General features: G+C 38.7%; 11 protein-coding genes. 6 read left to right on the plus strand and 5 right to left on the minus strand.

Annotated features, from left to right (window positions below):
- Positions 1–14: 14 nt before the first annotated feature.
- From BWD42_RS00760 to BWD42_RS00780, 5 genes are all read right to left on the minus strand, one after another.
- Positions 15–329: a hypothetical protein gene (locus BWD42_RS00760; RefSeq protein ID WP_077432580.1), complete on the minus strand. Its 315-nt coding sequence runs from the start codon at positions 327–329 to the stop codon at positions 15–17.
- A 346-nt stretch (positions 330–675) separates the two neighbouring features.
- A complete protein-coding gene (locus BWD42_RS00765; protein ID WP_139350971.1) occupies positions 676–1,683 on the minus strand; it encodes an alpha/beta fold hydrolase in 1,008 nt (335 codons plus the stop codon).
- Positions 1,684–1,709: 26 nt separating this feature from the next.
- Positions 1,710–2,765, minus strand: a complete 1,056-nt coding sequence (locus BWD42_RS00770; RefSeq protein ID WP_139350972.1) for an L-dopachrome tautomerase-related protein — start codon at positions 2,763–2,765, stop codon at positions 1,710–1,712.
- Between the two features lie 243 nt (positions 2,766–3,008).
- Positions 3,009–3,731 (minus strand): alpha/beta hydrolase, encoded by a 723-nt coding sequence (locus BWD42_RS00775; RefSeq protein WP_254846150.1) that lies wholly within the window; start codon positions 3,729–3,731, stop codon positions 3,009–3,011.
- Between the two features lie 169 nt (positions 3,732–3,900).
- Positions 3,901–4,965 carry an NADH:flavin oxidoreductase gene (locus tag BWD42_RS00780; RefSeq protein ID WP_077432583.1) on the minus strand — a complete coding sequence of 355 codons (1,065 nt, stop codon included), beginning with the start codon at positions 4,963–4,965 and terminating at the stop codon, positions 3,901–3,903.
- A gap of 111 nt (positions 4,966–5,076) precedes the next feature.
- On the opposite strand from BWD42_RS00780, the gene BWD42_RS00785 reads away from it, so the two are divergent.
- The 6 genes from BWD42_RS00785 (at position 5,077) to BWD42_RS00810 (ending at position 13,838) form a co-directional block, all read left to right on the plus strand.
- Positions 5,077–5,418, plus strand: coding sequence for a winged helix-turn-helix transcriptional regulator (locus tag BWD42_RS00785; RefSeq protein ID WP_175991924.1), 342 nt, complete (start codon positions 5,077–5,079; stop codon positions 5,416–5,418).
- Between the two features lie 104 nt (positions 5,419–5,522).
- Positions 5,523–6,116 (plus strand): RNA polymerase sigma factor, encoded by a 594-nt coding sequence (locus BWD42_RS00790; RefSeq protein ID WP_077432584.1) that lies wholly within the window; start codon positions 5,523–5,525, stop codon positions 6,114–6,116.
- Positions 6,117–6,215: 99 nt separating this feature from the next.
- A complete protein-coding gene (locus BWD42_RS00795; RefSeq protein ID WP_077432585.1) occupies positions 6,216–7,358 on the plus strand; it encodes a FecR family protein in 1,143 nt (380 codons plus the stop codon).
- Between the two features lie 90 nt (positions 7,359–7,448).
- On the plus strand, positions 7,449–11,111 hold the full coding sequence (locus BWD42_RS00800; protein WP_077432586.1) for a SusC/RagA family TonB-linked outer membrane protein: 3,663 nt from the start codon (positions 7,449–7,451) through the stop codon (positions 11,109–11,111).
- A gap of 12 nt (positions 11,112–11,123) precedes the next feature.
- A complete protein-coding gene (locus BWD42_RS00805; protein WP_077432587.1) occupies positions 11,124–12,572 on the plus strand; it encodes a RagB/SusD family nutrient uptake outer membrane protein in 1,449 nt (482 codons plus the stop codon).
- A 75-nt stretch (positions 12,573–12,647) separates the two neighbouring features.
- Positions 12,648–13,838 carry a thioredoxin family protein gene (locus BWD42_RS00810; protein ID WP_077432588.1) on the plus strand — a complete coding sequence of 397 codons (1,191 nt, stop codon included), beginning with the start codon at positions 12,648–12,650 and terminating at the stop codon, positions 13,836–13,838.
- Positions 13,839–13,840 lie beyond the last annotated feature (2 nt).

Consider the following 13,840-nt stretch of genomic DNA (forward strand, 5'->3'; position numbering starts at 1 on the left):
CTGTCGGACTGTAATTAAACAATTAACTTGCTTATGATCGCATTCCCTAATTTACTTTTCATAAATAACGCAATCTGTTGGAGCAATTCAGGGCTGACTTCTGGTACTCTTTCCAGATCGCGGATATACCATTTTTGAATCATTGGATAATGCTTCAGAGCTGGATCAAATTTTACCACTTCAGCTCTGGATGATCTACCTTCGGGATCGTAATACGACCAAAGTACAATAAAGATTGTATGAGGATCTTCATCCGGATAGGGTGTATGAAAGCGAACAATATCGCCAACATGTAATTCCTTATTGTCATATCCTTTTGCCTGTTCCATAAAGACCTTGTCTAAAATTGATATTCAAATATACTAAAAATATTAGTTTTGTAAAATTTTATTGATTTTTTTTGCTAAATATATTGATAGTCGAAATCAGGGCGCTTTGCCTTCTTTTCTATCGGTGAAGAATAAATGATAAAAGGGATTTTGATTAGCGGTTTGCTGGCTAATTTCTTTTTTTGAGCTAAACGCAGTTTATACACTTCTTATTTTTCGTAGAACGTAGACATACCATAGCATTAAGTGGATGAAAAGTAATGTGAAGCAGGAATAATTGTTATTATTCAACAATAATATACTAGAGCTCTTTTTGCGGAGCTCTTAGACGGAAGAGATAATAGTATCAGTCTTTCAGAAACGAAATAAGAGGTTTGATAAATCGGTCGAACGCTTCAATATGGGGCAGGTGTCCGACGTTATCAAGTTCAACGAGTTTTGATCCTTTAATTTTTTGCTGAGTTTCCTTTCCCAAATACTGATACAGACCCATTTTTGCGGCTACTTTAGGATCTTTTACATTGGCTTTACCGATCGCAGTTCTATCTCGCGTGCCAATGATAAGAAGGGTGGGGGTTTTTATATGTTGAAATTCATAAACAACAGGTTGAGTAAAGATCATGTCTGATGTCTTGGCATTTACCATGGCAACAACGGAATAATCCTTAGCTTTTGTCCAACCCGTAAGCAGGTATACCCATTCGTCATATTCTGGCTTCCATTTGTTGTCGTAATAGAAATTACTTTGGTACCTTTTTGCAGATTCATATCCAGCATTTAATTCCGTTTGAAAATTTTGATCGATGGAAGTATAAGGAGCGACAAGTTTCCAGTCTTCCAGCCCAATGGGATTTTCTAATACAAGTTTTTCGACAGTTTCGGGATACATTAATGTAAACCTCGTTGCAAGCATACCACCCATAGAGTGGCCAAGTAAGGTGACCCTATTAAGTCCCAATCTGTCTAAAAGCAATTTTGAATTTTGGGCTAGTTGTTGAAAGGTAAACTGATATGCTGTGGGTTTCGAAGATTTTCCAAAACCAATCTGGTCAGGTATTATAACACGATACCCGGCCGAGTTTAGCGCCTGAATGGTTGCTTTCCAGTACGCACCATTGAAATTTTTGCCATGGAGTAGTAAAACGATGCGACCATTTGGTTGCTGCGAGCTGACATCCATATAGGCCATTTTTATTTTTTCACCCTGACTGTTTAAATTCAAGTAATGTACTTCATATGGATATTGATAATTATTGAGCATAATATCCAGTACAGGGCGATCTGTTTGCGCGTTTGATAACGAATAGACGAGGCTGAGCAGTACTAGTGCGAACTGTTTTATCGATGACTTCATGTATGTGTTTTTTAAAGTAAACATCATCACTTTGGCAACTTTATTTTATAAACCTGATAGGGTAATTCAACCCGGTCTATGCCATTATTCCATTGCGGATCTCTGGATAGTTGTGCGCATGAAAAGTAAAGATAACCATTACCATCTATACCCAAAGAATCCGGCCATAGCAATCTGGGGTCCTGTGTCAAGAGATGAATTTGTCCATCAGGACTCAGGTATTTGATACTGTAATCCATTGAGGTTGTCAGATAAATGTTGCCGTTCCGATCCGCAAGCAAGCCATGTGTAACGCCTACATTTCCCATATCTTCTACTTTGTCTTGCAGGGCTGATTGGGATAGTGTATCATCCGCAAGGTAATTTGTAGCGATGCGGTATAAGTGCTTTTTATTAATTGGCTTAAAATAGAAGTAATTGAAGTCATGACTTAGCGCTATCCCATTAACGTGAGAAAGAAAAGGTTTACCGTCCTTATAGCGCATGTCTATGCCGGAATAGGAGATGACAACTTCCGGATCAGCTAATGTGAAGGAGCTTTTTTCCAGTACTTTTCTACTGTTTCCTGATTGAAGATCAAGCACAATTATTGCGGCCTGACCAGGATCGGAAAGATAGGCTAGATTTTTTTCAAGGTCAATGCGTACATCGTTCAATCCTGATTTCGCTTTGTCAAGATCATCAAATGTATAAATTCGTACTATTTGATTATTTTTTGTATCGATTTTAAGGAGTTTGAATTGTCCGGTGGAAGCCGCATCATCAGGGCTGAAAATAGACCCAGAGGTTGATGGTTTAGAGTCTAATACCCATAAGTTGTCTTGTGCATCCACAAAGATGTCCTGAACGTTTACAAAATGTGAGCTTTCGTCCCCTGGGCTATTCCATGCATTATTAGGATAGGGAATGCTTTTACCATCAATGATTTCAGTAAGAGCGTACCGATAATCTTTGTTTTGTTTGGGGAATGATACGAATAATCTATTTGTCGAAGTTGCGCTAACGCCTATGGGACGGTATGGTCCAAAAGATGCCGCGACTTCCAGTTTCGGATCTAGCGCGAGTTTGTCTTGTGCTTGCATTGTAGAGCGTAATAGATGAACGAATAGGAAATAAAATAAAAGTCTTTTGAACATACTTGCTATTTATTTGAGATCTGATGACCGCGCTGAATGAATTGTGAAAACCAATATTCTATTTTATAACTTCTTTTTTACTGTTATTGTTTTATAAGATTATTATATAGGGAGGAGAATAGCCCTGTTAGTTCACATAGAATAGATTCGTAGTGCAAGGAATGATAGATCCTCACTGATTAGATAAAGCTATGAATGCTTTAGATCTTTTAGTAATATCTTCTGTAAGAGCGTTTCGATTTCTTTTGCATGTGTGATAGTCATAAAATGACCAGCTCCTTGAATAACGAAAGTGGGGATTACATTTCTAATGGGGATAATGCGATCTTTGCTGCCATGGATATGGATCAAGTTGTTGGGGATAGCCCTGTTTTTCCAATTGACGATTTGATTAATCGCCCAAGACAAAAATTTAGTATCCGTATCTCGAAGTATTTGTTTCAGTAACTTTTTATCTTCTTTTAAGCTAACACCAAAGAAATAATTTGATAAAATATGATGTGATTTTAGAATTGGAGCAGGAATAAATTTATGGAACTTTAGTGTCTCGATAAGTTTATAAAGTTTAGGAAGTTCGTTATCATCTTTTGCAGATGCGAGTAAAATAACTTGTCTTACATCGATCATTTTAGCTATTTCCATGGCAACCATCCCTCCAAAAGATAAACCAATAAGAACGGGGCTTTCTGTCGTAATTTTAGTCGATAACCGGCGCGCATAGCATGAAATTGATTCGTTTGAAACCGGAGTGATCCATTCCAAGTAGGTAACTTTTAGGCCCTTAAAATTTATTTTATTGAATACTCTTTGGTCGACACCTAATCCACTAATTATATAAACATGTGCATCGGACATGATGATAGGCTTAAATACATTTTGACTGCAAGTTATTAATAATGCCTCTATATCCAAAGGCGATTAATATTTAGGTTATGGAACTTCCTAAGACTTCTTAAAAACAAGATACCCAAATACGAGTGGATATCTTGTTTTATGTATAAAGTTTAATAACAGTCTTTTATGTGTTTTTATCTTATGGCTGTTGATAGGGGTCATCAAAATACTTAGATCATTGATCTAGCTAAGACAAAGTTGCTAAGCTTTTTGCCTCAAAGACAGATAAGTCTTCAAATTGTTCTGCTTGAACTTTCTTTACCCAATTTGGATCTTGTAAGATCGCCCGACCTACAGCGACCAAATCAAAGTCCCCTCTTTCATATCGACGTACCAATTCGTCTAGTGAAGCTGGAGATGACTTAAATTCTGAATTTGTAAATACCTCTCCAAAATCTTTATCAAGTCCTACTGAACCCACAGTTATTGTCGGTTGACCAGAGACTTTTTTTAGCCATCCGGCGAAATTTAAATCACTGCCCTCAAATTCTGGCTCCCAATAACGTCGTTGACTTCCATGGAAAATATCTATGCCCGCGTCGACTAATGGTAAGATCCAATCTTCCATCAGCTTTGGGGTAGGTGCTAATCTCGCAGCGTAATCTTGCTGTTTCCATTGTGATAGTCTGATGATAATTACAAAATCGGGTCCAACGGCTTTTCGCATTGCTTTCACTACTTCGACAGCAAATCTGGAACGCTCTTTTATCGTTTTCCCACCGAATTCATCTGATCTGTGGTTCATCTCCTCCCAAAAGAATTGATCAATCAAGTAACCATGAGCAGCATGTATTTCAAAGGCATCGAAACCTAGCTCTTTTGCAGATTTTGCTGCATTAGCATAGGCTTGAATCGTATTTTCTATATCGGCCAAAGTCATTGTGTCGGGACTTTCAAAAGCTGCCGGCGGCGTCCACTGCATGGGCGTATACCCTACATGCCACAGTTGAGGAGCTATTTTACCTCCCTTTGCGTGGACAGCATCTAGGATGTTTTTCCACCCCTTTAGTGCTTGGTCTCCATAGAAATTTGGGATGTCCTTTAAATTTTTTGACGCTGGTCTTTCGATAACAGTACCTTCGGTTAGAATCAAACCTACGTCTCCGGCTGCCCGCCGTTCATAATAACCTGTAACGACATCTCCAGGAATCCCGTCAACAGAAAATGCTCGTGTCATAGGAGCCATGACGAAACGGTTTTTTAATACAAGATTTTTGTATTGAAATGGACTGAAAAGTGTTTGTATGCTCATTTTTTTATATCATTTGCGAATTTCATTACAAAGATATTTTAAATAGTATATTTTTGTAACTATTGATAGTATAAAGTAGTTACCTTTGCGTAACTATCAAATGTTTTGGCAATGAAAAGAACTGATTTTAAAAATTGTTCATGCGCGATGCAACGCTCTATGGGAATTTTGGGAACAAGATGGAAGCCCATTATAATATATACACTAAGAGATCGGAAAGCCCGATTTGGGCAACTTGATGCATTGATCGAAAATATTTCAAGAAAAGTGCTGACTTCCTCATTAAAAGAATTGGAGGAAGATGGAATTATTTTGAGAGAAGAATTTAAAGAATTACCTCCTCGGGTAGAATACGCTCTGACTGAAAAAGGCAAGGCACTTATTCCAATTATGTGCCAGTTGGCGAAATGGAATGAGGAATATTATGAGGAGCCCGCAGCGTTAGAATTATAAGAAATAGCAAGTAATTTATACCCTTTTGGATATATAACTAACAGAAAATGAAATTTTAAACTTATACGGTTCATAATTATTTAAAATTTAAGTAATATTGAAATGTGAAAAACAAGGTAAATCAAGGACGCAATAAACAGGATTTCATCGAATCTTTTCGTGAAGGTGAAAGGGAAGGTTTAAAGTTCTTGTACAAAACCTTTTATAGTCCAATGTGTTATTTTCTCGAAAAAATGAGCTTGGATAAAGGTATTATCGAGGAAATTGTCCAAGATGTCTTTTTAAAATTATGGGAAAGGCGGGACGATTTTAATCATTTTGAATCGATCCGGAGTTTTTTATATACCAGTTGTAGAAATGCCGCACTTAATCGGATTCAACAACATAAGAGATCACAAGAGCTTGTAGATAATTATACCACACATGTCGATCTGATAGACTTGCCAATCAGCCATCAAATGATCTATCTGGAAACGCTGCGCGAGGTTCACGGAGCAATAGAGACCTTGCCAGAACAATGTCGAAATGTAATATACAAGCTGGTTGTTGAAGATTTAAGTCCTCATGAAGTTGCGGTTTCCTTAGGTATTACCACAAGTACGGTATACAATCAAAAGAAAAGAGGAATTGAACTTCTAAGACAAAGGCTTAGGCCTGATCAGTTTTTTTGTCTACTGTTACTCTTCTTGTATTATTAGGTTGTAAATTATGAATTTGATTTTCAATTTGTTATAAATATGTTCTCCAGCTCTTTAGAGAAACGAAATCGAAATATTGTTTTAAGTATATAAAGCAATATGGAGCATACAACCGAATATATCATCTATTTATTGAGTAAGTCAAAACTTGAGAAATTAAGTGATGAGGAACAATTACAGTTGGATTCTTGGCGCCTCAATGCGGCTTCGAACCAGGATATATGTGATATGTTGGACAATAAGGAGTTGTTGGCAAGAGATTTGAAGGGTTTGTCTGCCTATGATTGGGAAACTTCCTTTGAGACTTTTGAACAGGAGCATCTAGGTACTCCAAAAACTATTTCCCCTTACCGGAGGATTTGGTTGTATGGAATCGCTGCGATGCTAATTGGTGCATTCACATTGTTCTTTACCCATTATCTGACGGATTCCAGCTATCAAGACAGTCCAGACGTCAAAATTCTTCCAGCCAGGACCGCAGGAACAATCTACCTGAAAAATGGTGATTCGATCACAATTTCACCTAAAGATACGATGTTATCTTTCACTTCTCTACCTGCTCGTGAGGCTAAAGGAAATGATAGCTTGCTTATTTCAACACCTAAAGGTGGTAAAATGGCCGTTCTCCTGCCGGATGGTACCAAAGTTTGGATGAATGCCGAAACGCAATTGGATTATTATGAAATGGATAGTCTCAGACAGGTCCGACTAATCGGTGAAGCTTATTTTGAAGTAGCAAAGAGATATTCTCCTTCAGGAGAACAACCAAAATTGAAACCATTTATTGTTCAGACCGGAAATATTCACGTGACGGTATTAGGTACACATTTTAATGTTAAAGCAAATCGAAATTTAAGTGATTTTAGGACGACATTATACGAAGGAAAAGTAAGGGTTCAGCAGGGAGAAAGACAAATTATCTTATCTCCTGGAGAGGAGGCATATATGAATACGGGCCGCATCCAACGCCGAGGTATAGATACCGAAATAGGCAATGCCCTAAAAGAAGGTTATTTTATATTCAACTCGGAACGATTGTCAGTTATTATGGAGGATATATCCGCATGGTATAATGTCAACGTGGTTTACCTTGATCATGAGATAAAGTCGGAAAAATTTGAGGGAATGCTGTCACGCAATAGCCGTCTAAAAGATATTATCAATGTATTAGAGAGTACAGGAAAAGTCAATTTTAAATTTAAAGAAAATACGATTTATGTAGATAAAAAACGATCTAATTGAAAAGACGAAGCCCTAGACGCTTGCAACAAATAGGGCTTCTGGTCAAGCAATGCTAACTGTAACTGAATTTTATTTCTTAACCTAAAACAAATGTATAAAAATTATGCAGAAGTTTGTCGTGCCCTACACGGACAAACGGAAATTATGAAAAACAGCGATCGGACGGACTTTTGGGGAAGGTCGCATTGGAGGGGAAACATTATGCGTATATCGCTTACAACCATTATGATGTCCTGTTGCCTGCTTCATGTTGGAGCTAAAACTTACGGACAAAGTGTATCTATTCATGAAAAATCTGTTTCGTTGAGAAAGGTTTTTTCGACGATCAATAAACAGACGGGCTATTCCTATGTATGGGCGGCGAAAACAATTGATCCCGATACGAAAGTTAATCTGAACATCGAAAAAGGCACATTGAATGGAACACTCGAAAAATTATTGAATGATCTGAATCTTAGTTTTGAAATTAAGGGGAAGATTATCGTTGTACATGAAAAAGCCGAAAATGCAGCAAGTATATCTAGATACACTGGTTTATCAGATCAAAAAATACTGATCAGGGGATTTATTGTTGATGATAATGATCGTCCATTACAAGGTGCAACCATTCGTGTTAAAGGTGTACCGCAGGGTACGACTACAGATCAAAATGGATATTTTGAAATCGGTAACGTCAGTACAAAGAATTTGTTAGAGATTACAATGGTCGGATTTTCGCCACTTTCACTACCTGTAAAACCTGATCTTGGAACAATTCGGCTACATGTAATAGATGCGCAATTGCAGGAAGTTAACGTCACTGTAAATACAGGATACCAAAAAATCAATAAAGAGCGGGCTGCAGGCTCCTTCGCACAGGTGACGGCGGAAGATATGGAAGGGCGATTGCAACCCAATCTTTTGGATCGGATTGATGGATTGCTCCCCGGTCTGAATTTGGTTCGTAATACCTCCAGCCCGCAAAATGAAAGAAATAATCTCGGTATCGAAGTACGTGGACGTTCAACTATCAATGCTCAGGCGGCACCTTTAATTGTTGTGGATGGTATGCCTTACGAAGGTGACCTCACCGCGATCAATCCCAATGATATTGCATCTATCACTGTTTTAAAAGATGCTTCAGCAGCGTCAATATATGGTGTACGGTCATCCAACGGTGTTATCGTGATCACAACAAAGATCGGTACTGCAGGTAAAACCAAGGTTGATTATAGCAATACCTTGTCCTTCCGTGGCCTCCCGAGCCGGAAGTATCTCAACCAGATGAGTAGTTCGGAACTGGTCGATTTTCAAAAACAGATGTTCAATTATAGATCAGGCGACTATGCAGCGATTGATCCCCGAAAAGCAATGAACGACGTTTACCGAATTCTTTATAATCACAAAGGAGGAGTGATCTCTGAAGAGGAAATGGAGAAACAGTTGGACGTCTATCGTAATCGTGACCGATTTACCCAAATGAAGGAATTTCTGAACACAACCCGATTTGATCAACAGCATAATTTGGCGATTTCCGGTGGATCAGATCGTTACACTTATCACTACTCCCTTAATTATACACAACCAGGAGACTATAACAAAGGAAGGGCAACGAATAAGGAGCTGGGATTCAGCCTGAAAAATAATTTTAAGGTGACTGACTGGTTCAATTTTAGAGCTAACATCTTGGGAAAAAACCAAAATAGAGAAGGCGATATCGGCTTTAATTTCTATGATAACTATATCGGTTTTAATGAGAAATACGTGGGGACAAAAGCTTCCTATTTCTTATTGCGTAATGAAGATGGATCACCTGCGCAATGGTATGGATCCAAATCTCAATTTGAGATAGACCGATTAAACAGGTTAGGTTTGGAAGATGAAACTTATATCCCGTTGAACCATGTTTCAGCTGTGCATGAAAAGTTCTATAATAAGTATATCAATTTCAATTTTGGGGCTAACTTTAAAATTATTAAAGGATTGGATTTTGATCTATCTTACCAAAATGAACGAACCGAAGGGTATAAGGGTACAATCAATAGAAAGAATGCTCAATCGGTTGCTGGCATGGTCAATGATGCCACACAAATTGGAACAGACGGTGTAATCAAGCGCAATATTCCGCAAGGCGGACAATTCTTGGAGCAGCGTAATGATGTCAATAGCTATACCATCCGTGGTCAATTCAACTATCAGAATAATATTAGGGATAAACATGAGATCGCCGCAATCGCGGGTGCAGAACGGAGACAGGTTCACAATCGTTATACCAATATTTTTAAATATGGTTATGATGAGAGTAGCTTGGCCTTTAAAGGAATTAACGAAGAATTGTTTGGTATAATGATCCCAAATACTCAGGCACTCTTCAATAGTTATACTATTTCCAGAAATAAAGATGAAGGCTTTCGTGATGCCATTGATAGATTCGTTTCTTTTTATGCGAACGGATCGTATACATATAGCAAAAAACTGACCTTAAGTGGAAGCATACGGGTGGATCAATCCAACCTTTTCGGTACGGATATCAAAAATCAATACAAACCTTTATGGTCGATTGGCGCACTGTATCAATTGCCAAAATTAAATTGGGAACCATTGGACCGTTGGGCAATACGAATGACCTATGGGGTGAACGGAAATGTGCCAAAAGATAATGGACCATATTTGATTTCGAGAGTAAGTAAATCTGTTAATCCGTATAATGGCGAATTACAGGCTACAATTGATTCACCTCCAAATCCATTATTGCGTTGGGAACGCACATCGGTATGGAATGCTGGTCTGGATTTTTCCCTATTTAAAAATAGACTTTCAGGAAGTATCGATTTTTACAACAAAAAAACGAAAGACTTATTGGGTAATACCTCATTAGATCCAACATTAGGCTGGGACCTTGTACTACTCAATTATGGCAATATGCAGAATAGGGGCATTGAATTGGGACTTAATGGCAAAATTATTCAACATGAGCAATTTAGTTGGAATAGTACCCTGAATTTCAGTTATAATAAAAATGAGATCACGAATCTCTTTGTACAGCAAAATACACCTTACTATTATTACTATACGCCTCAAAACCGCGTTGGAGTGCCGATGGGAAGCTTGTATAGTATTGATTACGCGGGTTTGAACGATAAAGGAAGACCTTTGGCAAGAAAGGCGGACGGGAGCCTAGTCGAAAGTACGCAGCAACTGACAGTCGACGATCTGATTTACGAGGGAACGACAATACCTCCGTATAGTGTTTCTTTCAGAAATGGATTTAAATACAAAGACTTTACACTTTCTTTCATGTTTATTTACAACGGTGGACATGTAATGCGCGGTGTTCATCCAGAGTTCCTGAGTAAATACGCAGAACTGAATTATAACAGTAATTTCGATAAGCTTTGGTTGAATTATTGGAAACAACCTAGCGATGAAAATAATCCTGATATCGCCCCAGCTTTTATTTCTGCGGCCTCCGGTAATATATCGGATATCTATAATGCTGCACATAAATTTGTACAAAAGGCAGACTACATCAAATTGAGGGATATTTCCCTGTCTTATAATTTCCCAAGCAAATGGATTGCGCCGACCAAACTAAGTTATATCCGATTGACCGGACAGGTATTGAACGCCTGGCGTTGGGCCGCTAACAAGGAGAATCTGGATCCAGAGGCTTGGGTAGGTTATACAATCGCGACGAGTACAAATATGTCAGGACCTAGCCGTGGAGTGACAGCTCCGGTGGTTTATAACTTGGGTGTTTCTGTAGGATTTTAAAAAGAAGATATCATGAAAAAAATATACATAGGATTGCTATTGGGCTTAATGACATTGAGTAGTTGTAATAAATACTTAGATATAAAACCTAAGGGATTTACTATTCCAGAAAATCTCAATGATTATAAATTATTATTAAACGATCAAGGACTAATTAATGCGTCCCCGGTTTATCCCAATTACCTAACCGATAATCTACAGTCCGGTGATCCACAAGATGTGCAGTCTGCTGCTAGTTTTGATTACTATGATTATGTCAAGAAGCAGCTTTATAGGTTTGCTCATGGTGCGATATTTGAAGATGGCCAAACAGATCATTATTGGGAGACAGCTTATGGCCATATCTTTACATACAATGTGATCATCAATAATGTACTGGGAGCGACAGATGGTTCGGAAACTGAGAAAAGAAGGGTCTGGGCCGAAGCAAAGATCGGCCGAGCATTTGAATATCTGAGTTTAGTCAATATGTATGCTGCTCATTATAATCCAGCCACTGCAGCCAAGGATTTGGGTGTACCTTTGGTCATAAAGGAGGATATCAATCAAAAATATGAGCGGGTATCCGTACAGGCCATTTATGATCTTGTGCTTGGCGATCTCCAGGATGCACTGCCGCATTTGAGTACTGCACAGTCAAATAAATCTCAAGCAGTACGTTCTGTCGGATTTTCTTTCCTAAGCCGTATGTATCTTTATCAGGGTAAATTCAAGGAGGCATTGGAAAATGCCAAACAGGCGCTGGCTCTGAATAAAAACCTGATCAACTACAATCTCTATACGAATAAAGACAAAACAACTTGGGGACGTGTCTGTCTAAAGAGCAATAATTCGGTACAATTTCCTGATGCTAGAACAAACGTAGAGTCTGTTTGGGTCCGTTCGGGCACAAGTTCATTGGGGCGACAAAATGCGGAGTTTTATGCCTCGAAGGAACTGATAGATAATTATGCAAAAGACCTTCCGGCCGGAGCAAATGACAAGCGCTATGAATTATTTTTCTGTCGAGATCAAGCTTCCTTTGGCCCTAATTTAGTGAAGTTTCCAGGACGTGTACTTTACGCACCTTATGTTGATTTTAGCACTGGGTTTAATACACCTGAATTATTTTTGATCGCGGCCGAAGCAGCGGCACGGATAGGAAATACGACGGAAGCTTTAGATTTCTTGAATACATTAAGAAATAGCCGAATTGAAAATAACAAGGCATTGACAACAAGTGATCCGAAAGTCGCCCTACAGTTGGCGCTTGATGAAAGACGACGCGAAATGCCACTTATGGCTTCTGATAGATTGATCGACCTGAAACGTTTGTTTGTTGTGGACAATTATAAGAAATCAATCAAGCATCCACTGGCAGGTCAAGTTTTTGAAATGGAATCGACAGATCCTAGAATGATACTCCCTGTTCCGCCAAAGGTACTTTCCCTAAATCCAGGAATTCCACAGTACGAACGATAAAACATAATTCTTTACCTACCCAATCTTTGCCTTTGATGGCAAAGGTCGGGTAGACCTTTTTTAAAAAATACTTTCATGAAGAGATTATTATTAACATCACTAGCCTTTGTCCAGTCTATGATATTGCTGGCACAAGAGCATATACAGTTCCAAAAGTTAACATTCAGTGAGGCAAAAGAATTGGCAAAAAAAGAAAATAAACTGATTTTTTTAGACGGATTTACTTCTTGGTGTGCTCCCTGCAAGTGGATGGAAGGAAATGTGTTTTCGCAGCCTGAAGTCGCAGCCTACTTTAATACACGATTTATTAATACCAAATTTGATTGTGAAGTGGGGGAAGGAGTGGAGATTGCAAAAAATTACCAGATAAAAAGCTTTCCTACCTATTTGTTCCTGGACGAAAAGGGTACATTGATTTATAGGACGCAGTCCCGTATGGAAGCCGAGCTTTTCCTAAAACAGGCACAACAGGCGAATGATCCCGACTATCAGATTCCTAATCTACGAAAACAGTATGATCAGGGAATTCGTGAATCCAACTTTCTGTTGCGTTACATCAAAGTGATGGAACAAACGGACAGTAAAGCCGCAAATAATGCTAAAAAAACGCTAGACAGTGTCGCTACGGATGAATTTTTACGTAGTCCAAATGGCTGGGAAACGATTAAAATGATGGCACAGAGCAATGAGGATCGCTATGGTAAATTTTTTGGATCCAATAAGTCTTATTTTAAAAGTATCGCTTTGGCAGATGAATTTGAAAACAAGGAAACGCAACTCTTGAGGTATGCGATGTATGGTTATATCCGTGATAACAAAGCTGAGGAATTCAGGAAGGGGCTCGCCTATTTTGAACAGTCAAATAAATTGGAGTACAAGATTGATGCGGCGATGTATCAGGTTGAATGGACCGCAGCGCATGGCACCGAAAAAGAATTTGTTTCGTTGACCGACCACTTACGGAAGGGGCTATTAAAAGAAGAGGATGAGAAGCTGAGTTTTATCGCCCGACGGAATGCCAACGTAAAGGGAGATGCTGCTAAGCCTGGTATCTTAAAACAATGTTACATTCTGGCAAAACAGGCAGTGGAGATGAACCCTTCGAGCTACTCCAATCAAGGTACCCTAGCAGATATCTGTATTGCATTGAAGAAAAAGAAGGAAGCGATCAAAGCGGCGGAAGCAGCAAGAGGCTTAGCGGAACTGGAGACCTCGAAAATCATTAAACTGGCTGATGCGTTATTGGAGCGAGCCAAATCACTTTAACG

This window comes from Sphingobacterium sp. CZ-UAM (genome assembly GCF_002000245.1).
In the GTDB taxonomy this organism is placed as follows: domain Bacteria; phylum Bacteroidota; class Bacteroidia; order Sphingobacteriales; family Sphingobacteriaceae; genus Sphingobacterium.